Source organism: Marinobacter maroccanus, assembly GCF_002933275.1.
Taxonomy (GTDB): Bacteria; Pseudomonadota; Gammaproteobacteria; order Pseudomonadales; family Oleiphilaceae; genus Marinobacter; species Marinobacter maroccanus.
This window is the reverse complement of record NZ_PSSX01000001.1, coordinates 523,514-548,994: the sequence shown is the minus strand read 5'-3', so window position 1 is coordinate 548,994 and position 25,481 is coordinate 523,514. Positions and strand designations below refer to the sequence as shown.

The 25,481-nt window shown below is 58.1% G+C and carries 19 protein-coding genes and 2 tRNA genes; 9 read left to right on the top strand and 12 right to left on the bottom strand.

What is annotated here, in order from left to right:
• Positions 1–167: 167 nt before the first annotated feature.
• On the bottom strand, positions 168–647 hold the full coding sequence (rraA, locus tag KEHDKFFH_RS02605; RefSeq protein ID WP_104320466.1) for a ribonuclease E activity regulator RraA: 480 nt from the start codon (positions 645–647) through the stop codon (positions 168–170).
• A gap of 30 nt (positions 648–677) precedes the next feature.
• Positions 678–3,014, bottom strand: a complete 2,337-nt coding sequence (gene ppsA, locus KEHDKFFH_RS02600) for a phosphoenolpyruvate synthase (RefSeq protein ID WP_422385679.1) — start codon at positions 3,012–3,014, stop codon at positions 678–680.
• 216 nt (positions 3,015–3,230) lie between these two features.
• Between ppsA and ppsR the strand changes: the two genes are divergently transcribed.
• On the top strand, positions 3,231–4,046 hold the full coding sequence (gene ppsR / locus KEHDKFFH_RS02595; RefSeq protein ID WP_064228872.1) for a posphoenolpyruvate synthetase regulatory kinase/phosphorylase PpsR: 816 nt from the start codon (positions 3,231–3,233) through the stop codon (positions 4,044–4,046).
• Between the two features lie 53 nt (positions 4,047–4,099).
• Here ppsR and KEHDKFFH_RS02590 read toward each other — a convergent pair whose 3' ends face one another.
• Positions 4,100–7,024 (bottom strand): insulinase family protein, encoded by a 2,925-nt coding sequence (locus KEHDKFFH_RS02590; RefSeq protein WP_104320464.1) that lies wholly within the window; start codon positions 7,022–7,024, stop codon positions 4,100–4,102.
• Between the two features lie 100 nt (positions 7,025–7,124).
• On the opposite strand from KEHDKFFH_RS02590, the gene KEHDKFFH_RS02585 reads away from it, so the two are divergent.
• The 3 genes from KEHDKFFH_RS02585 to KEHDKFFH_RS02575 all read left to right on the top strand — a co-directional run bounded on the left by KEHDKFFH_RS02585 (position 7,125) and on the right by KEHDKFFH_RS02575 (position 10,168).
• On the top strand, positions 7,125–7,586 hold the full coding sequence (locus tag KEHDKFFH_RS02585; protein ID WP_104320463.1) for a hypothetical protein: 462 nt from the start codon (positions 7,125–7,127) through the stop codon (positions 7,584–7,586).
• A gap of 115 nt (positions 7,587–7,701) precedes the next feature.
• Positions 7,702–9,021 carry an MORN repeat-containing protein gene (locus tag KEHDKFFH_RS02580; RefSeq protein WP_104320462.1) on the top strand — a complete coding sequence of 440 codons (1,320 nt, stop codon included), beginning with the start codon at positions 7,702–7,704 and terminating at the stop codon, positions 9,019–9,021.
• 52 nt (positions 9,022–9,073) lie between these two features.
• Positions 9,074–10,168, top strand: a complete 1,095-nt coding sequence (locus KEHDKFFH_RS02575; RefSeq protein ID WP_104320461.1) for a response regulator — start codon at positions 9,074–9,076, stop codon at positions 10,166–10,168.
• Here the strand turns inward: KEHDKFFH_RS02575 and KEHDKFFH_RS02570 are convergent.
• Positions 10,128–10,913, bottom strand: a complete 786-nt coding sequence (locus KEHDKFFH_RS02570) for a nucleotidyltransferase family protein (protein ID WP_104320460.1) — start codon at positions 10,911–10,913, stop codon at positions 10,128–10,130. The two genes, KEHDKFFH_RS02575 and KEHDKFFH_RS02570, sit on opposite strands and share 41 nt — an antisense overlap.
• On the opposite strand from KEHDKFFH_RS02570, the gene KEHDKFFH_RS02565 reads away from it, so the two are divergent.
• On the top strand, positions 10,905–11,756 hold the full coding sequence (locus KEHDKFFH_RS02565; RefSeq protein WP_104320459.1) for a 6-carboxytetrahydropterin synthase: 852 nt from the start codon (positions 10,905–10,907) through the stop codon (positions 11,754–11,756). The two genes, KEHDKFFH_RS02570 and KEHDKFFH_RS02565, sit on opposite strands and share 9 nt — an antisense overlap.
• 159 nt (positions 11,757–11,915) lie before the next feature.
• Here the strand turns inward: KEHDKFFH_RS02565 and KEHDKFFH_RS02560 are convergent.
• The 3 genes from KEHDKFFH_RS02560 to gltX all read right to left on the bottom strand — a co-directional run bounded on the left by KEHDKFFH_RS02560 (position 11,916) and on the right by gltX (position 13,672).
• A tRNA-Glu gene (locus KEHDKFFH_RS02560) sits at positions 11,916–11,991 on the bottom strand.
• 7 nt (positions 11,992–11,998) lie between these two features.
• Positions 11,999–12,074 (bottom strand) — tRNA-Ala (locus KEHDKFFH_RS02555).
• A 113-nt stretch (positions 12,075–12,187) separates the two neighbouring features.
• Positions 12,188–13,672 carry a glutamate--tRNA ligase gene (gltX, locus tag KEHDKFFH_RS02550; protein ID WP_104320458.1) on the bottom strand — a complete coding sequence of 495 codons (1,485 nt, stop codon included), beginning with the start codon at positions 13,670–13,672 and terminating at the stop codon, positions 12,188–12,190.
• A 186-nt stretch (positions 13,673–13,858) separates the two neighbouring features.
• Between gltX and KEHDKFFH_RS02545 the strand changes: the two genes are divergently transcribed.
• Positions 13,859–14,776, top strand: a complete 918-nt coding sequence (locus KEHDKFFH_RS02545; protein ID WP_104320457.1) for a zinc ABC transporter substrate-binding protein — start codon at positions 13,859–13,861, stop codon at positions 14,774–14,776.
• Here the strand turns inward: KEHDKFFH_RS02545 and KEHDKFFH_RS02540 are convergent.
• Positions 14,753–15,667, bottom strand: a complete 915-nt coding sequence (locus KEHDKFFH_RS02540) for an AEC family transporter (protein WP_104320456.1) — start codon at positions 15,665–15,667, stop codon at positions 14,753–14,755. The two genes, KEHDKFFH_RS02545 and KEHDKFFH_RS02540, sit on opposite strands and share 24 nt — an antisense overlap.
• A gap of 285 nt (positions 15,668–15,952) precedes the next feature.
• Here KEHDKFFH_RS02540 and KEHDKFFH_RS02535 point away from each other — a divergent pair, with 285 nt between their 5' ends.
• From KEHDKFFH_RS02535 to KEHDKFFH_RS02525, 3 genes are all read left to right on the top strand, one after another.
• The gene (locus KEHDKFFH_RS02535) at positions 15,953–16,978 is read left to right on the top strand and encodes an NAD(P)H-dependent flavin oxidoreductase (RefSeq protein WP_104320455.1); all 1,026 of its coding nucleotides are present in this window, start codon (positions 15,953–15,955) and stop codon (positions 16,976–16,978) included.
• 402 nt (positions 16,979–17,380) lie between these two features.
• On the top strand, positions 17,381–17,836 hold the full coding sequence (locus KEHDKFFH_RS20555) for a DUF4124 domain-containing protein (RefSeq protein WP_104320454.1): 456 nt from the start codon (positions 17,381–17,383) through the stop codon (positions 17,834–17,836).
• Positions 17,837–17,855: 19 nt separating this feature from the next.
• Positions 17,856–19,007 (top strand): hypothetical protein, encoded by a 1,152-nt coding sequence (locus KEHDKFFH_RS02525; protein ID WP_104320453.1) that lies wholly within the window; start codon positions 17,856–17,858, stop codon positions 19,005–19,007.
• Between the two features lie 10 nt (positions 19,008–19,017).
• Here KEHDKFFH_RS02525 and KEHDKFFH_RS02520 read toward each other — a convergent pair whose 3' ends face one another.
• From KEHDKFFH_RS02520 to KEHDKFFH_RS02505, 4 genes are read right to left on the bottom strand one after another with little or no spacing between them, the layout of a single operon-like run.
• A complete protein-coding gene (locus tag KEHDKFFH_RS02520; RefSeq protein WP_104320452.1) occupies positions 19,018–19,251 on the bottom strand; it encodes a hypothetical protein in 234 nt (77 codons plus the stop codon).
• On the bottom strand, positions 19,238–21,142 hold the full coding sequence (locus KEHDKFFH_RS02515) for a hypothetical protein (protein ID WP_104320451.1): 1,905 nt from the start codon (positions 21,140–21,142) through the stop codon (positions 19,238–19,240). The genes KEHDKFFH_RS02520 and KEHDKFFH_RS02515 overlap by 14 nt, the downstream gene beginning before the upstream one ends.
• Positions 21,142–23,358, bottom strand: a complete 2,217-nt coding sequence (locus tag KEHDKFFH_RS02510) for an RCC1 domain-containing protein (protein WP_104320450.1) — start codon at positions 23,356–23,358, stop codon at positions 21,142–21,144. The genes KEHDKFFH_RS02515 and KEHDKFFH_RS02510 overlap by 1 nt, the downstream gene beginning before the upstream one ends.
• Positions 23,358–25,481, bottom strand: a complete 2,124-nt coding sequence (locus tag KEHDKFFH_RS02505; RefSeq protein WP_104320449.1) for a hypothetical protein — start codon at positions 25,479–25,481, stop codon at positions 23,358–23,360. Before KEHDKFFH_RS02505 ends, KEHDKFFH_RS02510 begins: the two co-directional genes overlap by 1 nt.

Here is a 25,481-nt window from a genome sequence, read left to right as displayed (position 1 = left end):
GACCATCTCGAGTTCGTGTTGTTGCGGGGACGGCTCTTTGAGCATGGGGCAGCCTCTGAAAAGTCGATGCCCCAATTACAACAAACCCCCGCCTTAATGGCGAGGGTTTGTCAGCAGTCTGAAACGACGGCCATTGGCCGCCGTTTTCGTCTGTGCTGGCAAAAGCCTCAGACCAGAGGCTTCTCCGAGACGATGATGCCGTTGTTATCGGCGTAGACGTAGTGTCCGGGGTGGAAGGTTACGCCGTGAAAGGTGACCGGAACATTCAGGTCACCAAGGCCACGCTTCTCGCTCTTTCTGGGGTGGGTTCCAAGGGCCTGGACACCGAGGGCGGTATTGCCGATCTCATCCACGTCGCGCACGCAGCCATAGATGATAAGACCGGCCCAGCCGTTGTTCGCCGCTTTCTCAGCCAGCATGTCGCCCAGCAGCGCATGGCGCTTCGAGGCACCACCGTCCACGACCATCACACGACCGTTTCCAGGTTGACCAACCTGCTCTTTCACCACGGAGTTATCCTCAAAGCATTTCACGGTTACGATCTCGCCGCCAAAGGCCTTGTTGCCGCCGTAGTTATTGAACCCGGGTTCAACAACCAACACTTCCGGAAATTCGTCGCACAGGTCCGGGGTAATTATCGTCGTCACGTTGTCGCTCTCCTTATCCTGGAAATGAACTCAGTCGATTTTTTCGTCGGCCAGGAAGAACCAGGTGTCCAGCACCGAATCCGGGTTCAGTGACACCGTATCGATGCCCTCATCCATCAGCCACTTGGCAAGATCCGGGTGGTCGGAAGGACCCTGCCCGCAAATACCGATGTACTTGCCAGCTTTCTTGCAGGCCTGGATAGCATTGGACAGCAACGCCTTGACCGCATCGTTACGCTCGTCGAACAGGTGAGCAATGATGCCGGAATCCCGGTCCAGCCCCAGTGTCAGCTGGGTCAGATCGTTGGAGCCGATAGAGAAGCCGTCAAAGTGCTCAAGGAACTGATCCGCCAGCAGCGCGTTGGCTGGCAGCTCGCACATCATGATCACCCGCAGGCCGTTGTCACCACGCTTGAGCCCGTTCTCCGCCAGCAGATTCACTACCTGTTCCGCTTCACCGACAGTGCGCACAAAAGGAACCATGACTTCCACATTGGTCAGACCCATCTCGTTACGCACTTTCTTCAGGGCGCGGCATTCCAGCTCGAAGCAGTCCCGGAAGGTGTCAGAAATATAACGGGAGGCACCCCGGAAACCGAGCATCGGGTTCTCTTCATCCGGCTCATACAGAGTGCCGCCGATCAGGTTGGCGTATTCGTTGGATTTGAAGTCCGACAACCGCACAATCACCTTCTTGGGGGCGAATGCAGCAGCCAGTGTAGAGATACCCTCCACCAGCTTGTCGACGTAGAAATCCACCGGAGAGCTGTAGCCGGAAATGCGTTTTTCGACGGTCTGTTTGATATCCCGGGGCAGTCCGTCAAAGTTCAGCAGTGCCTTGGGGTGAACGCCGATCATCCGGTTAATGATGAACTCAAGGCGTGCCAGACCAACGCCCTCGTTGGGCAGAGCCTGGAAATCAAAGGCCCGGTCCGGGTTGCCCACGTTCATCATGATCTTGAACGGAATGTTGGGCATCGAGTCCACGGTGTTTTCCCGCAGCTCGAAATCCAGGGACCCCTCATAGATCATGCCGGTATCACCCTCGGCGCAGGAGACAGTCACTTCCTGGCCATCGGTCAGCAACTCGGTGGCATCGCCGCAACCAACCACGGCCGGAATGCCCAGCTCGCGGGCAATGATCGCCGCGTGGCAGGTACGGCCACCGCGATCGGTAACAATGGCGGAGGCCCGTTTCATGACCGGCTCCCAGTCCGGGTCGGTCATGTCGGTCACCAGCACATCGCCAGCCTGGACACGGTCCATTTCCTTGATACTGGTGATGATCTTCACCGGACCACTACCAATCTTGTGGCCGATACTCCGGCCCTCCACCAGAATCTTGCCGGTTTCTTTAAGGAGGTAACGCTCCATCACATTGGCGGAAGCACGGCTTTTTACCGTCTCAGGGCGGGCCTGAACGATATAGATCTTGCCGTCGTCACCATCTTTGGCCCACTCGATGTCCATCGGGCGCTGGTAGTGTTTCTCGATAATCATGGCCTGGCGGGCCAGATCTTCCACCTCGGCATCGGTAATACAGAAGCGGTTGCGGTCTTCCTGTTCAACCTTAACCGTTTCAACGAACTCACCTTCACCGGGCCTGGTGTGGTAAACCATCTTGATGGCCTTGCTGCCCAGATTGCGGCGCAGAACCGCCGGCCGGTTGGCTTCCAGTGTGGGTTTGTGAACGTAGAATTCATCGGGGTTCACTGCACCCTGCACAACGGTCTCACCCAGGCCGTAGGAGGCGGTAACAAACACCACGTCACGGAAGCCGGATTCGGTATCCAGGGTGAACATAACGCCACTGGCCGCCGTTTCACTGCGTACCATCTTCTGGATGCCGGCTGAGAGCGCGACCATCTTGTGGTCGAAGCCGTGGTGCACGCGGTAGGAAATAGCGCGGTCATTAAACAGCGATGCAAACACCTCCTTCACAGAGGTGCGAACCTGCTCAAGGCCCACCACGTTCAGGAAGGTTTCCTGCTGGCCGGCGAACGAGGCATCTGGCAGATCTTCCGCGGTGGCAGACGAACGAACCGCAACCGCCATGTGCTCGTTACCATCCTGCAGGGCGGCAAACGATTCTTTCAGGGCATTTTCCAGCACGTCCGGAAAGGGTGTCTCGATGATCCACTGGCGGATTTTCGCGCCAACCCTGGCCAGTTCGTTAACGTCGTTGATATCCAGGGCATCCAGGGCGGTGTCGATGCGCTCCTTCAATCCATCCGTGGCGAGAAATTCGCGATAGGCGTGCGCTGTAGTGGCGAAGCCACCCGGAACGGTAACACCTGCGTTGGCGAGATTACTGATCATTTCGCCGAGTGAGGCGTTCTTGCCGCCTACCCGATCGACATCGGACATTCCCAGGTGATCAAACCAGATAATGTAATCTTCCAAAGCATGTCTCCCTTGAGTCTGTAAAGCTAAGAGCAAAATCGGGCCAGCGGTATCAAGCAGTAAAACCAGACAATATCCACTGCGGAGTCTCGAACTTGGCGTGTATGATACTGTAACCTGCGGAAATTACCTAGGCCACCAGGCCAGGAATCAAGGAACCAAGGAACCGGACGATACAGCATGAAACGCACTGCTTTTTTCATTTCTGATGGCACCGGCCTGACAGCCGAAGCACTGGGGCACAGTCTTCTGGCCCAGTTCGAAAAGATCGAATTTGAACGGGTCACCGTTCCCTATATTGCGGACGAAGAAAAAGCCCGGGAAATGGTCAAACGGATCAACAAGGCGGCCGAGACAGACGGCGCCCGCCCGCTGGTGTTCGACACCATTGTAAACAGCGATATCCGGGAAATCATCGCTACCGCCGAAGGCTTCATGGTGGATATTTTCGGGACCTTTCTCAAACCCCTGGAGCAGGAGCTGCAGTCCTCCTCGTCGTACACGGTGGGTAAGTCCCATGCCATCAATAACGAAGGGAGCTATGAGCGCCGGATCAATGCGGTGAACTTTGCGCTGGATAACGACGATGGCGCGCGCACGCGACATTACGACGAAGCCGATCTGATCCTGGTGGGTGCTTCCAGAAGCGGGAAAACGCCCACCTGCCTCTATCTGGCGCTGCAATATGGTGTGAAGGCAGCGAACTACCCGATTACGGAAGAAGATCTGGCGGACCAACAGATCCCCAAGGCGCTCAAACCGCACAAAGAGAAGATTTTCGGGTTGACCATCGATCCGGAGCGCCTGGCGACCATACGCAACGAGCGCCGGCCGAACTCCCGCTACTCATCCATAAAGCAGTGCATGCATGAGATTGAGGAAATCGAGTTGATGTACCGCCGTGAAAGGATTCCGTACCTGAATACCACAGCCTATTCCGTGGAGGAAATCTCCACCAGAATCATGGTGACAACCGGGTTAAAGAGACACCGTTAAGTAAAGGTGCGGTCAGATGAAAAGTTCATCTGACCCCAAACTCAGATTGATTTCTAGAGTTCCTGAATCGCCAGACCCAGCTTCTCAGCTCTGTCCCGGTTTTCCGGGCTGGTTACTACGGCGGTGCTGGCTTTCTCCGGCACCAGCCAGGTTCTGGCCACGCGCTTAAGATCATCCAGGGTTACCGACAACACCCGCTCCCGGAACCTCGCCCGCTGCTCCGGGGTGCGGCCAAACAGTTTGTTGTGGAAGGCGTGACGAGCCGCACCCGCAGGGGATCGTGGCCTGTCGAGTTGGCCAATAACACCAAGAATCGACTCTTCCAGCTCCTGATAATCGTGGTCGTTGTCCTGCAGCCAGGCCAGGGCCGCGTCGAAATCGTCCAGCGTTTCCTCCAGGCGCGGATCACGGTAGGAGAAGAACCTGAACGTGCCGTTCACGCTGTCCTGGCCAGCGCCACCGCCGTAGGCACCGCCCTTTTCACGGATGGCACGGTGCAGGTAACCGTTGCGCAGGAAGCCACCCAGCACGGTCAGTGCCGCCGCATCCGGATGATCCACGGCTACGGTGCTGTAAGCCCTGGAACAAAAGTTGACCTGGGTGGAGGTCAGCCAGGCCTCGCGAGTTGTGTAACTGACCGGCTCCATTTTCCAGCCGGAGACACCAGCTTCGGAGGCTTCACGCCAGCAGGACTTCAGATCGTCAACCATCGCCGGGAGCTGGTCTTCTTCACCAATCACCAGGAACTCGCGGCCCTGTTTGCCAATCTTCTCGTGCAATGCGGAAAGCTTGTCGCACAGCGCCGTCAATTCCTCCGGATCTTTCAGGGCCAGATCCAGCTGCTTCGTGCCGCGAATACCGGCAAGACCACCAAGCCGGAAAGACAGCCAGGCTCCGGGGCTCATACCTTGGGACGCCGCGCCCATGGCCAGCGCATGACCACTGCCGGTTACGGCCTGCTCGCGACGGGCACGGATCTGGGCAATGATCTCCCGGATTCGCTCTTTCTCATCGAAGCGGGCACTCGTGTAGACATCCCGCAGTAGACGGGTTAATTCACTGCGATTACGGGCCAGCGCCTTGCCGTTGAAGATGATGTATCCGGACAATGCCTGAACATCATCAATACGGCCTTTGGCGCTGAACGCTGCGCCGATACCACCGGACTCCGCGGAGATACGGTCCTGCATCTGCAGGTAGTCCAGATCCCCACACCCCACTTCGGAGATCAGGGTGGTGTAATACGGCACCAGCAGCAGTTCCTCTTCGGTCAGGGCCGGCACCGGGACAACAATCTGTTCGTAAACCAGGCCATTGGTACCACGGGCATAAACGGTCGCCGAAATATCGCCGTCATAACGCCCTTCAGGCTCAGGCATCTGCAGCGGCACATCAGACAGATCCACTTTGGGCAGGATGGAATCGTCATCCTTGTGCATCTGGCGCTCTTCCAGTGCCTTGGCCCGGTCCACAATCATCCGCACTTCATCGTCGGTCAGCTCGGCCTTGCGACGGGCCAGCGCTTCACGGATCGCCTCCTGGCGACGAGACTCGAGTTTTTCGTCCGGACGCAGGGTCAGAGTGACCCGGTGCGGGTTCTCCAGAAGCTTACGGCGGATCAGATCGGGCACGTACTGCGGATCCCGGATCTTTTCCCGGAGCGTTGCCAGCACCGGCTCCAGATCCAGCAGTTCGACGGGGTCACCACCGTGCACCATGGGCGCGATGGCGCTCATGATCAGTTGCAAACCATAAGGGAACTGATCGCCTGCGATTTCCCGCTGATGCAATTCGAGCTGATGCAGGATGGCTTCCAGCCGTTCCTCGCTGACGCCTTCTTCCACCACCTTCAGAAGCGTGGACTCAAGCAGACCTTCCAGATCCTTGTGCTTCTCTGGCTCACTGCCTTCGATGCCGCAGACAAAAGTCATTTCACGGTTGGAATCTTCCAGCCCGCACATGGGCGACGGCGCATGCCCCAGGTCCGTGGTTTCCAGCGCCCGCATTAGCGGCGAGGCGCTGTTTTCCAGCAGAACGGCAGACAGCAGCTGCCCCTCCAGGTTTTCCTGCAAATCAAAGCTGTGGCCCAGAAGCCAGCCCACAACGATGTGAGTCTTGTTGTCGGTGCCCTCGCCCTCATTGACAGCGTAGCCCTGCTCCACACGCACAGGCGCAAACATGCGCTTCTCGTCGCGAACCGGAAGATCGATGTCCAGCCGGTCGAACCGTTTCAGCGCCAGCTGTTCAAACTTTTCATGGTGCTCATGCGCAGGAATATCACCATAGGTAGCAAAGATCGCATTGCTGGGATGGTAGTGGTGGCGGTAGAACTGCTGCAGGTCGTCGTAACTGAGGTCGACAATATGATCAGGCTCACCGCCACTGTTGTAGTGATAGGTCGTGGTCGGGAAAAGATGGCTGCTCAGGTTCTGCCATAGCTGGGAGGTGGGCGAACTCATGGCGCCTTTCATTTCGTTGTAGACAACGCCCCGATACACCAGATCAGTGGAAGGATCCTCCGGCTTGTCGAACTCCAGGCGATGGCCTTCCTGGGCGAAATCCAGCGGATCCAGCTTGGAGAAGAACACGCAGTCCAGGTATACCGACAGCAAATTATCGAAATCTTTCCGATTCATGCTGGCGAACGGATAGGCGGTCCAGTCGCTGCTGGTAAAGGCATTCATGAAGGTGTTCAGTGACCGCCGGATCATCATGAAGAACGGGTCACGGACCGGATAACGCTCACTGCCACACAGTGCGGTATGTTCGAGAATGTGGGCTACGCCGGTGGAATCCATCGGGAAAGTCCGAAGCGCCACGAAAAATACGTTCTCATCGTTATCCGCTGCCAGATGCAGGTGCCGGGCGCCGGTCTTCTTGTGGCGATACTCCTCAACCTCAAGGTTGAGCGTGTCGATCCGGTGACTGCGAAGCTTCTCAAAGGCCGGATGGGTTGCGTTGTCGATCACTGCAGCCATTCAATCTATCCTGTCTTTAAACAATTGGAGAATTGTAGGGTAACACGTAGTATCGATTATCATGCATCACTCCCGAAGCCATAAGGTACCCCACCCGTCCATGACAACACCTGCACCTCAATCAAAGGCTGTTGACGCCCCGGAAGTAGCCGCCTATTGGGCAGAACGCCGCCGTTATCTTGACCGGATCCGAAAAGTACCGGAAATCAGACAGCGTTTCTGGCGGGAAGTTGCCATTTACCTGCTTCGCCGCTTGCTCTGGTCGTTCGGATTCTTCCCGGTTTTTATCGCCTTCTGGGTACCGTTCGTAATGGCCAACTTCAATCCGGTTGTCCTCGCTTCAGACCTGATTCCACTGCTGCAGAACTTCGTCGATTCCAACCCGGAAGTGCAAGCCACCACCATCAGCACGCTGGTCATTGCCTGGGCTTCCATCGGGTTTTTCTTCCTGGTGTTTGATTTCGTGCTCACCCCGTTCAAATCACCCTATGAATACGAAGCCGATGTGTACATGAGATCATGGGAGCAACTCAACCATGACCAGCTTCCGGATAAAGTGTGATTTGGCCTGCATTCTCGGTAACTGCCGGACACTTTCTGTTACATACCGTTGCAGTCACTGGGTAAGATGAAGCGGTAGAAAGAATTCCAAGAATGCAGGATCAAGAGGTTCCGTCATGGTCGATTTCAGACCGCTTCTTTTCGTTAATGCCCTGGCGCTTATGCTGCTGGTTACCGCCGGGTTCGCATCGGTCCGGGATGATCTGCGGATGACGGAGACCTTCGAACCACCCGCCGTTGAACAGGTGGTTAGTTCCAGCCCCGATGAACCCGAAACCAGCGCGCAGCCCGAACCTGCTCCCACAGTATCCGCCAAAGCCGAGCCACCTGCCCCGGAAGACCGTTCACCCGTGGTCGACACCACTCCGTTTACCATTCCACCCATGCCGGAGACCCCGGAAGTACTGGCAGTGGCTGAACCGCCAGCAGCGATGGCAACGCGCACAGACGCAGCCCCGATAACCCAGAAAAAACCCGCAAAACAGCAGCAACCACAACCACCGACGCAGGCTCTGCTGGTGCTCCGTTCCAATGTAGTCGGCGATCAGGTCACCATTAATGGCAAGGAATATGGCGCGACCCGACTGGATCTGAAGCTGGATCCGGGCCGTTACGAGGTCACCATCAGCAAGCCAGGCTTCAAGCCCTGGAACCGCACCGTTGCCCTGGAAGCCGGCAACGAGATGACCCTGGTGGGCAAGCTGGAAGCCTTTACCACCGTGAATTATCGGGACGGCACCTGGATTGGCGGCGTGAAAACCGGTGACGGCACCTATCAGGATGCCAATGGTCTGCGCTACGAGGGCCATTTTGTCGACGGCCAATTCCACGGCCAGGGCACCGCGTGGTATCCCGATGGCAGCCGTTACGAGGGAGGCTGGTCGGCCGGCAAGCGCGAAGGCGAAGGTGAGTGGCGCAGTTCCGACGGCTCCCGCTACTCCGGCGAATTCCGGGCCGATCAGTTCAATGGCAAAGGCACCCTGACACTGGCAAACGGCGACATACTGACCGGGCACTGGCAGGACGGACAGTTAAACGGCCACGGCTCGCTGACAACGGCGGACGGCATGCTCTATGTGGGCGGCTTCCGGAATGACGAATTCCACGGCAGCGGCACACTGACCTACCCCGACGGGCGTCATTACGAAGGCGAATTCTCCAACGGCGCCTTCCACGGCACGGGAACGGAGGTCTTTGCCAGCGGCAAGAAATACGAAGGGCAATACATCGAAGGACAGTTTCATGGCAAGGGGCTGCTAAAGAACCCCAATGGCAGTTCGATCGAAGCCACATTCCGTCATGGCGAGCCTTACGGACAGGTACGCCTGACCACGGCGGCAGGGGAAATTTTCACTGCCCGCACCACTGAACCCGGTGTCTGTTATCGGGACAAGAGCTACCGGGCCACCGAGTGCCCGAAACTGGAAGGCTGGTAATCACAACGGCCCGATAACAAACGCGTTTGCAGTAAACGATTGAGGTAGTGACATGGCGATCAAAAACGCTCTGCTGGTAGATGACTCCAAGGTGGCACGATTTGCCCTGAGCAAACTCCTGGAGAGTCGCGATATGGAAGTCAACATGGCTGGTTCGGCCGAAGAGGCTCTGGACTTCCTCAACAGCCATGGCCGCCCGGATGTCATCTTCATGGACCATCTGATGCCCGGAATGAATGGCGTGGAAGCCACCAAGGCCATCAAGGGCAACCCCGAGACCGCCGGCATCCCCATCATCATGTGCACATCCAAGAAATCGTCCTCGTTTATGGAAGAGGCGAGGAACTTTGGTGTTTACAACATCCTGACCAAGCCACCGCAAACCGAGGGACTCAAAGAAGTTCTGGATCAGCTGGCCAGCGATGTCACAGGCGGAACCCTGCCGGAACCGCCCGCTGAAACGGCCGCCTCCCCCGGGGACGAGGACGAACTGCTGAACGTGCCAGCAGATGCCTCGGTGGAACTGTCGCCCAAGACGGGCGATTCAGCCGGTCGCGGTAACCCGCAAGCGAATGTGGTTCCTCTGACCAGCGAGCTCATTGAGCAGATTGCCCGCTCCGCGGTCAAAACCCACATCAACAACCGCCTTCACGAACTGCTCAGCTCACTCTTTGACGAACAGTTCGATCATTTGAAACGGGCCCTGGACGAATCCCGCAGCAAACAGGACGCGGCCATCGAGGAACGCCTGAACGCCCTTACCGACATGGTCGACGAGCGCACAAAGAGCCTGCGCGACGAAGTCGCCGCCGAGGTCAACCTCAACCTCGGGAGCGAGCTGGCAGCGCTCAAGAAGGAGCTGAAAAAGAACTCTGGCTTTACCGGTGAACACATGGCCGAGCTGAAAGACCACATCACCAGTGTTCAGACGATTGATACGGAGTTCTGGCAAACCCTGCAATCGGAGGCCATTCAGCAGGCCCACGAGATTTCCCGGGAAACAGCTGAAGACATTGCCCAGCGCACAATCGACCTGTTTGTTGCCCAGCAGCGTTCGGCGGCATCGCGAATCTACACCATTGGTCTTGCCGTAAGCCTTGGCATCTTCAGCGTCGGGATTGCCTGGCTCTCGGGCCTGTTCGGCTGAGCTGCGCCCGGATTCTGTGCCAGTCTGCCGGGGTGTCCACATCGTCATGGACCCCCGGAATGTCTACCCGGGTTGCCCGCACCTCTGCCAGCAGGCGCCCGGCGCCCCTATCCCCCTCCAGATCCAGCACCAGTGGCCAGAGCCAACGCGGCAAGTAGGCCGGTACGCCCGGCCGGCCACCATAATCTGCGGCAATAGGCTGCTCCGGTACGCAGCGGGCCGCCTTGCCAAAAGCTGCCAGAGCGTCCAGATCCAGCAGCGGCTGGTCCGCCACCAGAACAAAAACGCCCTTTACCGCTGGCCCCAGGCTTCGAAGCCCCGCAGACAGCGATGCCGACATTCCCTCGTGCCAATCCGGCGCCCGCAGCCAGGAGGAAGGCTGGCGTCGACAACGAAACCGGATCAGGGGATACCAGGCCCCACACACTACCCGGACATCCGGGCTCAAGACCCGGCCCTGGCCAATGGCGGCGTCCAGAAGCGTATGGTTGCGGGAATCCGTCTCTGCCCGGTTGCCAGGCATCAAGGGCAACAGGGCTTTGGGCCGACCAAGGCGACTGGAAGCACCGGCAGCCAGTATCAGTACCGGGAATTGCTGATCGTTGCGCTTGTCGAAGTTTAAGATGATGAGCTCGATCCAAAAAGAAATGGAGCGCTGGCCAGCCGCCAGACTGCTGTATTCGGTGATTTTTGCTAGAATTCGGCCATCAATCAACCATACCCGCCTGGAAATTTGATGAACCATCTGTTTGTAGACAACCTGACCGTTATCGATTTTGCCTACCTGGACCCGACCCGGGGGTTGGTAGGTGAAAGCTGGATTGCGGATGTGGTGCTTGGTGGGGAGCTGGACGAACAGGGCATGGTGTTCGACTTCAGCAACGTAAAACGCACCATCAAACGGGTGATCGATGAGCGTGTTGACCATCGCCTGGTGATTCCCCGTGGCTACCAGGGACTGTCCTGGAACGAGGCACAGCCAGACACCTTTACCTGGGCACTCACCGATGGCAGCCAGATCATTCACCGCTCGCCGGACGAAGCCATCGTCTGGTTGTCCGCCGACCGGGTGGTGCCTTCGGCCGTTGCCTCGCTGCTGGAACAGGAAATCAAGGCGGTACTTCCGGCCAACGTGATTTCCGTGGAGATCAATCTGCGGGAAGAGGAAATCGACGGGGCCTACTATCACTACGTGCACGGCCTGAAGAAACACTTGGGCAACTGCCAGCGCATTGCCCACGGCCATCGCTCACCGATTCGTATCGATCGTAACGGCCACCGCGACTACGACCTGGAATGCCGCTGGGCGAAGCTCTGGCGGGATATTTACGTGGGTTCCGAGGAGGATGTGGTGCGGCGCCATGTGGGCGACGACGGAGTTCGCTACGTGACCTTCGAATACGAGGCCAACCAGGGGGAGTTTGCGCTGACCCTGCCGGAGGAACGCGTATACATGCTGGATACAGACACCACGGTGGAACTGATTGCCGCCCACATGGCCGACAAGCTAAAGGTGGAGTTTGCGACGGACACCATCCGGGTGAAGGCTTATGAAGGTGTTGGCAAAGGGGCCATTGCCGAGCGTTAGGTAATCCCTGGGTTGAATTCGGAGTCAGATGAAAATGGGGCCAAAAGAAAAGTTCTTCTGGCCCCATTTTCATCTGACCCCTTGTTTACAGGCACAAAAAAACCGCCCGAAGGCGGTTTTTTTGATGGCTTTCCGGTGGACTAAACCGTCAAGCCGTATTGGCGTCCCCTAGGGGGTTCGAACCCCTGTTGCCGCCGTGAAAGGGCGGAGTCCTAGGCCACTAGACGAAGGGGACTAGAAATTGGTGGAGCCAGGCGGGATCGAACCGCCGACCTCAACACTGCCAGTGTTGCGCTCTCCCAGCTGAGCTATGGCCCCTCAACGGCTGCGTATATTAAGGATCCGCCCTATGGGCGTCAACCTCTGAATCGCACTTTTTTTCAGTTTTCTGAACATCCTTGTTCAAGCCGTTTATTAATTCACCAAAGCGGTTAATGAATACCCAGAGCCGCGTATTCTTTTTCCACCTTCTTGGTTTCCTTCTTGGAGAAACCACCCATCACTTCCAGCGCATGCCGAAGCCTTGAACGGGTCATGTCCGGGCCCAGCAGCGCCATGGAGTCCATCACAGACCAGGAATTCGGCGTACCGGCAACCGCCACAAAAATGGAGAACATGAAATCTCCCATCTTCAGGTCCATGGCTTTGGCCAGGGCCTTGATGTCCGCGAAGATGGTCTCCTTGCTCCAGTGGCGCTGGGCTTCAAGCTTCCAGAGCGTAAACTGCAGAACCCGCTTGATCTGGGCCTCTTCTAGCTTGTTATGGGCAAAGTCCTCCGGCTTCAGGTTGAGCATGCCGGAGAACATGAACTGGGCCATGGGCGCCACATCCGAAAACACCTCTGCCCTACCCTTGATGTGAGGCACCAGAGCACGCAGTGCGTCTTCGTTAAACCACCACTGGCGCATGCGCTCCATGAACTGCTCTTCAGTCAGCTCTTCGCGCAACCACTGGCCGTTCAGCCAGCGAAGCTTCTCCACATCGAATACCGGGCCACCGAGAGAGACACGCTGGATGTCGAAGTTCTCGATCATCTCATCCAGGGTGAACTTTTCCCGCTCGTCGGGCATGGACCAGCCCATGCGCCCGAGATAGTTGGTGACAGCCTCCGGCAAAAAGCCCATGCGCTCATAGAAGTTGATGCTGGTGGGGTTCTTGCGCTTGGACAGTTTGCTCTTGTCCGGGTTACGCAGCAGCGGAAGGTGACAGAGCACCGGCATATCCCAGCCAAAATACTGGTACAGCAGTTTGTGCTTCGGTGCCGAGTTGATCCACTCCTCGCCCCGCAAAACATGGGTGATTTCCATCAGGTGATCATCAACCACGTTGGCCAGGTGATAGGTGGGCATGCCGTCGGATTTGAGCAGGATCTGGCAATCCACCTGGCCCCAGTCAATCTCGATGGTGCCCCGGAGCATATCGTCGATCTCGCAGATGCCCTCATCGGGCACTTTCATGCGAATCACGTATGGCTCGCCTGCGTCGAGGCGACGCTTCACTTCGTCATCGGACAATTCCAGGTCGCCCTTGATGCCCGGGTTCAGCCCCTGGGCCTTGCGTTCTTCCCGAATGGCTTCCAGCTCTTCCGGTGTACGAAAGCAATAAAACGCGTGCCCGGCGGTCACTAGGTCCTCGGCGTACTGACGGTAGGAGTGCTTTCGCTCGGACTGGCGATAGGGACCGTGAGGGCCACCTACATCGGGGCCTTCATCCCAGTTCAGACCGAGCCAGCGCAACGCCTTTAGAATGTCCTGCTCCGATTCCGCGGTACTGCGAGCCTGGTCGGTATCCTCAATACGCAGGATGAACTGGCCGCCGTGCTGACGGGCAAAACAAAGGTTGAACAGGGCCACGTAGGCGGTACCAACGTGAGGGTCACCAGTGGGTGACGGAGCAATTCGGGTACGTACAGTCATGAAACCTTCCTGAAAAATCGGTGGCCGTTTGATAAAGCGGGCATTATACCGGCCATCGGCAGGTTTCGCATGATCAGGACGTTAACGAGCGTACCGCAAAGCGCCCGCGGAAAGTTTCTTTTGCCGCGGCTCGTCTCGTTTGTTACATTATAACATTACAATTCGCATCGCAGGATCTGATTTATCATGCGCGTTCCCGGAAAAGCACTTTCTCTGGCACTCGGTGCCGGCACCCTTTTGATCAGCGGCGCTCTGCAGGCCGAGCCCCGCATTGTTACTTCCATCAAACCGGTTGAGCTGATTGTCAGCGCGATCGCCACGGAAGACATGCAGACAACGAGCCTCGTACCGCCTGGCTCCAGCCCCCACAACTACACCATGAAGCCATCACAGCGTCGGGCTCTGGAAAACGCCGACGTCATTTTCTGGGTGGGGCCCGACATGGAAACCTTCCTCAATCGCCTGCTGGCCGGGCAGGAATTCAGCAACCGAACGGTCGCTCTCACGGATGCCGAGCACGTATCCGGAGAGGAGCACCACAACGAAGGACACGGGCACGGCCATGATCATGGTGACGGCGAGGACCCGCACATCTGGCTGGATCCCGAGTTGGCCATCGAGATGGCCGAGACTATCCGCGATGCCCTTTCGGCACTGGACGGCGTTGACGCTGCTGCATTGAACAAGAACCTCGAGCAGTTCAAAGTCAGCGTTCGACAAACAGATGCCAACATTCGCGACCGTCTTGCCCCGGCACACGAAATCAGCCTGTTTGCCTATCACGATGCCTTTACCCGGTTTGCCGAACACTACGGAATGAAACTGGACGGCGTTCTCACGCTAAACCCGGAGCTGTCGCCGGGGGCACGCCATATCTCAGAAGTTCAGGAAAAACTGCGCAACGCCACCCACCCCTGCCTGCTGACCGAACCGCAGTTCAACCGGCAGTGGTGGCGCTCGATCACCGAGAACCTGGACGTTACCTTCAGCACCTGGGACCCGCTGGCCACAGACATCAAAGCAACGCCGGAGGGCTACAACGATTTCCAGCAAAGCATTGTCGACGCAGTGCTCAAATGTCTACCAGAGGATACTGAGCATTAACGGAATGGTGACGATGGCCAGCAGGGTCTGGCCACTGATGATGCCCGCCATCAAGGGGGCATCACCACCAAGCTGTCGAGCCAGAATATAGGCGGAGGTGGCCGTGGGAAGCGCCGCCAACAGAACGGCCACCTGCACCATCAGTCCCTCAAGGCCCAGCAACATTGCCAGCCCGGCAGTCATCACCGGAAACCCAATCAGCTTCAGCGCGGACGAGACGATAAAAGGCAGGGAAGCGCCTCGCAGGGCTTTCAGTTGAAGCCCGGCACCGACTGTCATCAGCCCCATCGGCAACGCCAGATTGCTGAGAGGTTCGAGAATTCCGCCGATCAGCGGATGAAACCCGATCTCGAAAAAACTCCAGACCACGCCAATCACCGAGCCCACAATCAGAGGATTGGTCACGATCGCCTTGAAAACCGGCACCAATCTCACCGGTCCTTCCGTGGCCACCAGCGAAAACATCAGTATGCAGAGCAGGTTCAGCAACGGCACCATGATGGCCACTGCAATCGCCGTGAGGGACAGGCCCTGATCCCCCAGTAGCATGCCGCCAGCAGCCAGACCGACATAGGAATTGAACCGGATGGCCCCCTGGTAAACCGAAGAGAAAACCGGACCGGACCAGCGCCAGAACCATTGGGCGAACACCAGGACCAGCGTCATCGCAATCAGCATGGCACCGATCAACAAGGCAATGTCGCCATAGGCGGAGGCCGGTAACCGGGCCTGCCCCAACTTGAAAACCAGCATGGCCGGGAACAGCACATAGTAGGTAAACCGCTCAGCCTGGGGCCAGAAATCGCTACCCGGAAAGCCAATACGTCGGAATACATGCCCAAGCATGATCAGGACAAAGATCGGAACCAGCGCCTGGACCATTACCGGCATAACCACACTCCCGTTGCCACAGATAAAACCCGGCAAAGCCGGACCAAAGTAAATAGGAAGCTAGTGAGGATAACAGACCGCGCCTGAACCGTCGCTTTCCGAACGGTACACAATTAATGACTCCCCAATCGCCCTTCAAATTCCGCTTCCGAGCCCGGTACGGAGGTAGCCAGTTCATCGCCGATGTTATGATCCGGTCAACCACCATGTCCAAGGTGACCATACCGGATTATTTCCGGGCCCAGCTGACCGAAGGTGGTACAGAGACACTGACAAGGATCGAACATGAAAGACTTTCTCGGCCTACAACTTCCCATTATCCAGGCGCCCATGGCCGGCGTTCAGGATCACAGACTGGCTGCCGCCGTCTCGAATGCCGGAGGCCTGGGCTCCCTGCCCTGTGCCATGCTGAGCCCGGAGGCCCTCCGGTCAGAGCTTCAGGCTCTCAAAGCTGCCACCGACCGACCGTTCAATCTCAACTTCTTTGCCCATACGCCGCCAACACCGGATGCGGACAGGGAGCAAAGGTGGCGCGAGGCGCTCGCGCCCTATTATCAGGAATTCGGTATCGATCCTGATTCCATAGCGTCGGGACCGGGGCGTATGCCGTTTAATGAAGACGCCGCTGCTGTGGTGGAGGAATTCCGCCCGGCGGTGGTGAGTTTTCATTTCGGGTTGCCGGAGCCTGCCCTGATTGAACGGGTGCGCAAGGCCGGCGCAAAGATCCTGTCGACCGCGACCACGGTGGAGGAGGCCCTCTGGCTGGAGCAGCACGGTGCCGACGCCATTATTGCCCAGGGCCTTGAGGCCGGTGGCCACCGAGGTATTTTCCTGACGAAAGACATGACTACGCAGATAGGCATCTTTGCCCTGTTGCCCCAGATCGTCGCCGCGGTGAAGGTACCGGTGATTGCTGCCGGCGGCATTGCCGAGGCCCGGGGCGTAAAAGCCGCTCTGGATCTCGGCGCAGTCGCAGCCCAGATGGGAACCGCGTTTTTGCTCTGCCCGGAGGCGACCACCAAGCCCGTGCACCGGGAAGCACTGAAAAGCCCCCAGGCCCGGCATACCGCTATCACCAACCTTTTCTCAGGCGGACCGGCCCGGGGCATTGTGAACCGAGTGATGCGAGAGCTGGGCCCGGTATCCCCGGAGGCACCTGAGTTCCCCCTCGCCACCAGCGCCATTGCGCTACTTCGGGCTGCCGCCGAGGCTACCGGTTCAGGAGACTTTTCACCCTTGTGGTGTGGGCAGAACGCGTCGGGATGCCGGGAGCATTCAGCGGCGGAGATTGTGAAACAGCTGGTTCCCTGAGGATCTGAAAACAACGGCATCCAGGGTTGCGCAGCGGGCAATGAGACTTCGCCAAAGCCTTACGGCAAACACCCTCCCAACCCTGTTAAACTAACGCGCTAATATTTTCGTACTGACAACTGTTTTCCGTAGATAGGTTACCGAAATGTCCGCAGCCCCCACATTGGATGCCGCTCGCCACAACTCCGGCCCGTCCCGCCGCTTCTGCGTGGCCCCGATGATGGATTGGAGCAATAACTCGTTTTTTCTTATTTAATTCAGACGGATGCAACTAAAAAAATAGTTTTTGGAGCACTATAGGAGCACCGCGCTCGGATTTCCTTTTGGCCTTCCGCATTGTTTAACAGTGTTTTACACATTCGACAGCTCAACTCGACTACGCTGTGGCAAAAGGAGATTAGCATGCTCAGAAGGACTCTACTTGCGGCCATCCTGGTCGCCCCCACCCTCGCTTCATCAGCGATATATCAATGCGAGCAGGACGGCCAAACCGTCTTCTCAGACAGTCCATGCGGTGACAATGCTGCGGAAATCACTGTTGATCCGGTAACGGTTGGGGGGCGCCTGGATACAGGCACTGATGTACAGACCTACAAGCCCAAAAAGCAAACTAGTTCCTCTTCTGATGACGATTGCCCTTACATCAACTCATCAGACCTAAGGCGGTTAATTATCCAGAACAAAATCGTTAGGGGAATGAAGCCTGCTGACGTTAGGCGATCATGGGGCTCACCAAACAGTGTAAGAACTGGGATGCTGACACAGTGGTCTTATCACTATCCTGGCTATTCATCGAACTATGTTTACTTTGAGAACGGATGTGTCAGTGATTGGAACGGCTACTATCGAAACTATTAAGCCTGCAAGGGATTAGCTCATGCCGCCCGTACCCGCTTCAGAAGTAAGCCATCAGATTGCAAGCGCAGCCTCAGTATCCGAGACAACTCTTACGCTAGTAGACTATGCCAATACCTTCGAAAGCTTGGCATTAGGGATAGCAGCGTTAGGAGCCGCATACTTTGGGGCCAAGGGTATTCGCAGCTTGCTCCAGGAGGAGGATATCAAGGCAAGATTTAAAATCGTTCGGGAACGGAACTTTGAACTAACAGCTTATGCCCTAGAAATTCTCCAAGAAATTGACAAAGTCGAAATAGACTCAGGAAAGCCACTCACTGCAGATAAGCTTAAAGAGTTACGAAAGCTATCATATGATCTCGAGTTAAAGTCCCACGGATCAGGATCAGTACCACAAACTTTTTGCTATTTGATCAGAGCTATTCTTGACGAATTAGAGCCTCACTACAGGTCAAACAACGGCGGTTACAATTTATCCGCTGGCCGACTCGAATCTTTCTTTTACAACTGTGTCTCAAACATGATCTTCTATCTCGATCACAACATTGAGATACCAAGAAAGAAAAGAATTAGTGTAAAAAATAAATTGTTATCTTGGTGGTATGGAATGCCGGGAAAGCAAGAGTTGGCGGCTGGTAGCTTTGGTGTATTTCTCTCTAATCGAAGTCATGCAGTCACCTCGATATATGAAATCTTGGACAGCATTCATGCGGAGACCATCTACTACATCTTGCTATTCAAGTACACCAGAAACACGGCGGCGGCTGTGCGAAAATCATTGGACTTCGATGCATACATTCCCCCTTCACTGCAAGTAAAAGAGACCGAAGACGGATCCGCCGATATATTTTTATATGGCACAAGAATGTACCTAATAAAAACAGATATCAGAACAAATTTAGATTCGAAAAAGCAAAGTGTCATGGCATATTACCACGACCTAGATAGATCCAATATAAATCTAAGAGATGGAGATGGCTTAAAAACAATAATTAAAAATTTAAGAGATGAGATATCTGGACAAAATTTCTTCGATATTTTTGAGACCTACTCTCCACTCGGTGACGGCTCTTTCAGAGTTGAAATACCAATCTCAAAAATGAGCCTTAAGGACAGAAGAAACAAACGAGCTGTAAAAAAGAAACTGGGCCCTTCGGCACTACTGAACATCTAATACACAAACATTAAACGAACTGCGTCGCAGTGGGCAGATCTGGCGCTTCGCCGATGATCTGCTCCCCTTCTACCCACGCCTTTTTCCCCGCGGCGACTAGCCCGCCCTTGAGCCTGACCGTCTGCCCGTCCCGCCGGGTGGCGGTGCTGGTGCCGTCGCTGTTCACGGTGTTGATCGTGACGGTGTACCGGCCCGCGCGCGGCAGCAGCCGCTGAAAGCGCTTCCACGGATTAACTGTTGCCATAGTGGTGTCTCTCGATCTTGATGGTCTGGGTGACTCGGCCGGTACCGGGCTTGCCGACGTTGATGCTGTTGCTCAGCACGTTACCGCGCCAGGTGTTGGCCGGCTCCTGCGTATCGCGGAACTCGACGATCATCGCCGGCTCGATCAGCCCGGGGCTGCCGGAGGTCGGCAGGATGGTTTCAAGGGTGACGATCTCCTGATTCCCGCCGGCGGCGATCGCGGCCATGCCCCGCTCCCTGCACTGGTACGCCTCGACGTTGAGGTCGTCGAAAATGTCCGGCGCTGGCTTGTCGCCCGCAGTGCCCTGCCGGATCACGTCAACCGCCACGCCGTCGGTCACGCCGGAGACGAACACGGCGTTGTATTCGGGCTGCGGCTCCCACTGGCTGGCGTAGCTGATGGTCATGGTGTCCTGAACGATCGCGTCGACGAACTCGATGGGCTGGTCGTCATAGGCCCACGGCCCGACCAGCTTGTACCGGTGTTTGATGTGGAGCTCGTCGGTGTCGCGATCCGGCACCACAATCGCCCCCTGCGCGGCTGCCAGCTCGGCGACCACTTCCATCGCGGTTTTCTGATCCCATCCCCACGCATCGGCCGGGATCACGTAATCGGTCAGGCCCTGCTGCCGGGTGACTGAAAAGCCGGTGAATTGAAGCTGCTCGGTCATGGCCTGGGTGGCGCTGGTCTGGGTGGTGATCCTGCCGGTGCGCTTCGGCGCGTAGGGGGCCGCCAGCAGTTGCGATCGGGAAACCCCTTTCACCTGATAGGCTTCGCGCGCGAATCGGCGGTCGAGGCTGTACCGCTCCACCACAAACCGCCAGGCGTGCCCGTTGATGGTGGCGATCACCTCGGCGGGGCCTTCTGACGTTGGCCGGATCAGGTTCATGCTGGCGCGGTTCAGGATGGTGCAGCTCATTGTCCAGGCGAAGCTGTCGGCATCGAGGCCGATGGTTAGATCCTTGAACTCCAGCGGGGTGTTGCTGGTGACTTCGATCAGGCTGCTGGCGTTCATAATCAGATACGTCCTCTTGTTTTCCGGTTCCTCGGGTGGATCGCCGAGGGGCGCGTCGGGTTCGATGGCGCTGGGGAACTCGATCTCAGTACCGATCCGGGGCTTTCTGTCCCACGGGTGGATCGTGCGCCCGTCCAGCGCCTCCTTGAGCGACCAGCCGGGGCGGTCGGGCTGACTGTCCACGGATCGGGTCGGGGGCTTCACCTCGACCAGCAGGGCCTCCGGCACCAGCTCGAAATCCACCACCAGCGCCCCGGGCGGGGTGTAAGGTGAGCGCACCAGGTTGAGGGTTTCGTCCTGTTCCAGGTTGACCACTTCCGGCGGCGGGGCCTGCCAGTTCAGGATTGAATCGGAGGCTCTGGCGGTGCTGGTGACGTTGTGATCGCGCGGGTCGTTGAAGCTCTGATCGGCGCGCCGGTCCTTCGGCGTCTGAACGTCCCACGCCTGTCGGCCATAGCCGGCGGGGTCGTCTCGCTCGGGTACTTTGGCCCAGCGGGCGCGCTCGGCCTTGAGATCGAGCGGGGTGGCCTCGTCGCCGCTGTAGGGGTTTTGCCCCTTGTCCTTGGGTGGCACGCGATCCCAGCCGCTGGCGTAGCCGTCGAGACTCAGCACGCGGGCCTGCTCGCTCCGGTGGTGCCTGCCGCTGCCGTCCTCTGGGTTGGCGAGGGCATGCCCCTGTTCGCGCCGGTCGGCGGCCTGCTGGCTGGCCTGTGCGCTCAGGTAGCCGTGGGTCACGGCCAGCGGGGGCTTGCGATAGATGAAACCGCCCGACTCGGCCAGATCGAAATCCAGCGCGAGCGGGTCCAGTACCGGGCTGTACTGGCTGCTGAGGTCTAGGACGACGGCGAGCGGGTCGGTTTCGGGTGCGTAGGCCATTAGCTCACCTTGGCGGTGACGCCAGAGGGAACGGGATCACCGGTGCCCCATGTTTCTACCGTGCCGTCCTGACGAACCGCGAGGCAGATATCCTTTCCGGAGGACATAGCGATGAAGTCGCTACCTGCCGGCAATTGGCCTACGCCAGAGCTAACAGAACCCCAGTGTTCAAGTGCACCTCCTTGGGTCAGGGCGATAGTGTGATAACGGCCACCAGCTATTTGTCGGCAGTCGCCAAACCCGGCGGGTGTGTTTATCTGGCCGCTGCCGTTGTCGCCGAAGCCTTGAACGGTTCCATCCTCGAAAATGACATAGCCGTGGTTGCGGCCAGCGCCTGCAAAGGCGACCGGTGGCAGGTCTGCGGGTATGGTTGGACCTGGGCCAATCCGAACCACTGAGCCGTCGTTTAGCACGGCCAGGAAGAAGTCGCCCCAGCCTTCGATGAATTTGGCGCCGACGCTATTTACGGTGGCCGGAACTGTCAGGCCATCTCTGCCCCAGACGTCGACGGTGCCGTCCTCCCTAATTGCTGCGCCGTTGTAGGCGTTGCCAGCGATCTGAACATAAGGCCCGTTGGCGGGCGGGCTGGCTTCCGCGCTGCTGGTTCCACCCCATACGACAATGCTGCCGTCGTCTTTCAAAGCTGCGGTGAAGTAACCGCCGCAAGCGATGGCAACCACGTTGGAAAGCCCTGCTGGGTAATCGCTTACCTGGCCCCAATAGTTGCCACCCCAAACCGCCACGGTGCCGTCAGGCTTGAGTACGGCGCTGTGGTCAAAGCCGGCGCCTACGATGTACAGAGGCTGCGGCCCTGCGCCGGGCACTTCGGGGGTGTAAATCTCTGGCAATACCGGGCCGTGGACCATTGGCCGATAGAACGGCTTGGCGATCATCGAGGCGGTGCCGTAGAGCTGGGTGGTTTCGGTGTCCACCACCCACGTCGGTTCCTCGCTCGGCAGGGTTCCGGCACCGGTGCACTCCCAGACGTGCCCGTTCGGGGTGGTAGGGTGGATGCGGTCGCCCACGGCCACGGTCATATCCGGGGTGAAGTCGTCGCCGTAGTCGTCGAAGGCCACCACAAAAATCCGCTTGTCATAGCCCGACAGCAGGTCGATGGTGTACTCGCCGGTTTCGGGGTCGCTGGTCGAGTGGCCCAGGGACTTGCTTAGGTTTACCGTTGCCCCGTCAAGGCCGTGGGCAGTTGGGTCGTACCCGAAAGCTCGCACCGTGCGCTTGGCGGGTGTGCCGTCGATCTGGACGACACCGGAAACCTTCGAGCTTTGCCCGCTGTCGCCTCCGCCGCTGCCTCCAAGGATGGCCTGAAAGTCCAACTCGCTTGCCGTACTAGGGTCTAAGGGGGAGGTTTTGTAGACGCTTCCGTCCTCGTCAGTGTCGAAGGCTACAAATTCCAGCGGCGTGCCTTTCTGAGAGGTAGAAAAGTGCGAGAGCGTTGACCCGCCAGCCGGCAGTTCAAAGTTGCCTTCGATAGTACGGCCTGCTGTCAGCACTGCACCACTCTGAAACCGGTCGGGGTTGAGGTTTGTTGGTAGTGAAATCTGCCCGTATATATTCAGGCTGTAGAGTATTTCGTCTAGCTCGGCTTCTGTTAGTTGGCGGTCGAAAACCAGCATGCCGTTGGCTATGCCTGCGAACGCTGATCTGAAAAGGGTCGCGGATGAATAAGAGTGATACGGGCCTCTACCAAAAACCGCGCTCTCACGGTTTACCGTCTCGCCTGCAAGGCCAAGCTCAAGAGAGTATTGACCATTGGACTCTCGGTTTTTGGTGTGAAAACCGATCAGGTTCACCTTGTCGAGGCTGATCGCGGCGGTGTGGTTTATCGTGTTTTCCGAGTTGTTGTAGGCCGACTTGTAATAGAACCTCGGGTTCCCCGCCTCGACGGACAGAATCGTGTCCCTTGAGGCGTAAGAGTTATGATAGAGCTCGAAAGTGTCCGCTGTCGTCGGCGTAACGATAAACAGCACTGTCAGCGGCGTATCGCCTGAGTCTCCGGCAAATTGCGCGCTCTGGGTACCATCCAGATTCACGCCGTCGCCCCCGATCGTAACCCCTTGAGGAAACGTAACAGTGCCAGATATTGCCCCGTTGGTGCTGACGGCTTCCAGAGTTTGGGTGTCGGTCTGCGAAAAGTCGAAGGCGCACAACAGGCCGGGATAATCGGCCACTGTGGTTACGGTCGCTTGCATCAGTGACATTAGTCAGCGTCTCCACGGTTCTGCGTGGCGAATTGATCGGTTTCTTCAACGGCCCGCCCCGCCACGATGGTACGAGCCACCCAGAAAGGTGCCTGTCCGCCGTCGGTATTGAAACGCAAGGTATTGCCGCTCACCCATCCAGTGCCCCAGCCGTCCGCGCGGATAGTGAAGTAGGGCGCGCCGGTCGCGGCGTTCGTCGGTGCCAGGTCGGCACTGATGTTGCCAGTGGCGACCACGCCCACGGTTTCCCCGATCACTTCAAAGCTGGTGCTGCTGGTGAACCGGATGGCCCAGCGTTCCTTAATGGCACCCTGGTTGGTCACTTCGATGGGGTTCGATACCAGGTTGTACTTGGCGGTGGTGCTGTCGCCGATCAGCTCGTCTGACCAGGTGGAGCCGTCGAAGGCTTTTTGGTGAAAGGCGTTGTACGCCCGCGCGCGCAGGTCGCCGTAGAGCACGGCGGCGCTGACGATGGTGTCGCCGGCGGTGTAGTCCTGGGACAGCGGGATATTCAGCCCGATCTGCCCGCCGATCTGCACGTCGGTCGCCAGTCCCATATCCTCTACGCGTTCGAATACCTGCAGAGGCTCGGTCACTGCGTTGGCCTCGGTGTCGACAAGGCTCAGGGGGTCGGCAAAGGTCAGCGTGCCGGCCTCGGTGTCGAGGGTGTACTGAGCAGGGTCCAGCCGGTTGCCGTTCGCGCCCTCGACATAGACCTCGGCCTGATTCTGGCGCGCGAAGTTTACGACCTGCCCAGCGGTGGCGGTGGTCACTTCCTGCTGCTGGGTGTTGCTTACGACAACCACGTCGCCCAGATTGAATTGAGGGACGCGCCCGTCGCTTGGCAGGCGGGTGGCATCGAGGCCGACCAGTTCGGCGTCCAGTGGCAGGAACGTATAGCTGACCGCGCTGTAACGGACCGTGGAGGGCACGACGGGCACACTGTTAGCCTGCTGATCGTTGGCCCACTCGATGGTTACGAGGCCGGTCTGGGTGTCCACAAATCCGCTGACGATGTTGCCGCCGGTCAGGTTGCCGGCGGTGTCGGCGTTCAGGGTGATCTGGCTGCCCTCGATATCGGTGGCGTTCACGATCAGGCTGCCCTCGCGCAGCGGTGCCCCTGCCGTCCGAAAAATGGAGCGGTTCGCCGGTGCCTGGTCTAGCGAGGTCAGGCAGGCCAGCAGGGTGACGGGCGTGCTGGTCGGGGTGTTGGCCGGATAGTCCTCTAGGGTGACGAGGCCGGTGGAATAGTCGATGCTGCCGACGGCGGTACCGGTGTCGGTGATCGGCGACCAATTCTTGATGATCGCGCCGTCCTGGTCGCGGTACTGCGTGCCGGCGATCTCGAACAGAACGCTGTTCGGGATGATGTTCCGGCTGCTGGTGGGCGTCAGGTCGATGGTCAGGCCGGGGATCGGGCGGGTGGTGCTCCGCACCTGTACCGGATCGGCCGGGTCGGTCCACTGGATGGACGCGCTGCCGCCGCCGTAGGTTTCGGTCGCGGTCGCGGTGCTGTTGTCCCAATAGTTGCCGCTGCCGAGGCGGGCCTTTTCGTTGTAGACCTTGTAGGTGTAGCTCTGGCGCGCGTTGAGGGTGATCGCGCCGGTCGCGTAGTTCACGGTTCCGAGGATCGGGCCGTCCTTCTCGCGGCGCAGGTTCCCGCTGCCGTCGTCGGTGACGGTCACGGCCTCGCTGGCATACTCGATGCGGTCGGCCTTGCCGGAGGCCGCTAGATATACCCACTTTTTGGCGATGCGCTGGACGTTCAGCTCGATACTGATTGAGCCTTCCCGCATGGCGGCGCCGGGGTTGTAGCTGGTGTCGGCGCCGGCGGAGACGTTCAGACTGAACGAGTCGCTGGTTTTGGTGGTGCCTTGCCAGTCCTCATAGTCGATGGTGTAGTCGCCATCGCTCGGGGCCGGTGCCGGGTTCGGGTTGATAAAGATCAGGCCGGTCGAGTAGCTGACGGTTCCGGTGCCGGCGCCGGTCAGGTTGCCCGCCCCGTCGTCGGTCAGGGTGTACTGCTGGCCTCCGGTGTTCCAGGTGACGACGACGCTGCCCGGGGAAAGGTTCCGCTTGATCTGGGCGCTGGCGTAATTGTAGGTCGGTGCGATGTTGCCCAT

Coding starts and splice junctions, on each gene's coding strand:
- ppsA (WP_422385679.1), bottom strand. CDS start 3,014: ATGTCCGATGTCGATCGGGTAGGCGGCAAGAACGCCTCACTCGGCGAA.
- ppsR (WP_064228872.1), top strand. CDS start 3,231: ATGAAACGCACTGCTTTTTTCATTTCTGATGGCACCGGCCTGACAGCC.
- KEHDKFFH_RS02590 (WP_104320464.1), bottom strand. CDS start 7,024: ATGGCTGCAGTGATCGACAACGCAACCCATCCGGCCTTTGAGAAGCTT.
- KEHDKFFH_RS02585 (WP_104320463.1), top strand. CDS start 7,125: ATGACAACACCTGCACCTCAATCAAAGGCTGTTGACGCCCCGGAAGTA.
- KEHDKFFH_RS02580 (WP_104320462.1), top strand. CDS start 7,702: ATGGTCGATTTCAGACCGCTTCTTTTCGTTAATGCCCTGGCGCTTATG.
- KEHDKFFH_RS02575 (WP_104320461.1), top strand. CDS start 9,074: ATGGCGATCAAAAACGCTCTGCTGGTAGATGACTCCAAGGTGGCACGA.
- KEHDKFFH_RS02565 (WP_104320459.1), top strand. CDS start 10,905: ATGAACCATCTGTTTGTAGACAACCTGACCGTTATCGATTTTGCCTAC.
- KEHDKFFH_RS02570 (WP_104320460.1), bottom strand. CDS start 10,913: ATGGTTCATCAAATTTCCAGGCGGGTATGGTTGATTGATGGCCGAATT.
- gltX (WP_104320458.1), bottom strand. CDS start 13,672: ATGACTGTACGTACCCGAATTGCTCCGTCACCCACTGGTGACCCTCAC.
- KEHDKFFH_RS02545 (WP_104320457.1), top strand. CDS start 13,859: ATGCGCGTTCCCGGAAAAGCACTTTCTCTGGCACTCGGTGCCGGCACC.
- KEHDKFFH_RS02540 (WP_104320456.1), bottom strand. CDS start 15,667: ATGCCGGTAATGGTCCAGGCGCTGGTTCCGATCTTTGTCCTGATCATG.
- KEHDKFFH_RS02535 (WP_104320455.1), top strand. CDS start 15,953: ATGAAAGACTTTCTCGGCCTACAACTTCCCATTATCCAGGCGCCCATG.
- KEHDKFFH_RS20555 (WP_104320454.1), top strand. CDS start 17,381: ATGCTCAGAAGGACTCTACTTGCGGCCATCCTGGTCGCCCCCACCCTC.
- KEHDKFFH_RS02525 (WP_104320453.1), top strand. CDS start 17,856: ATGCCGCCCGTACCCGCTTCAGAAGTAAGCCATCAGATTGCAAGCGCA.
- KEHDKFFH_RS02520 (WP_104320452.1), bottom strand. CDS start 19,251: ATGGCAACAGTTAATCCGTGGAAGCGCTTTCAGCGGCTGCTGCCGCGC.
- KEHDKFFH_RS02515 (WP_104320451.1), bottom strand. CDS start 21,142: ATGGCCTACGCACCCGAAACCGACCCGCTCGCCGTCGTCCTAGACCTC.
- KEHDKFFH_RS02510 (WP_104320450.1), bottom strand. CDS start 23,358: ATGTCACTGATGCAAGCGACCGTAACCACAGTGGCCGATTATCCCGGC.
- KEHDKFFH_RS02505 (WP_104320449.1), bottom strand. CDS start 25,481: ATGGGCAACATCGCACCGACCTACAATTACGCCAGCGCCCAGATCAAG.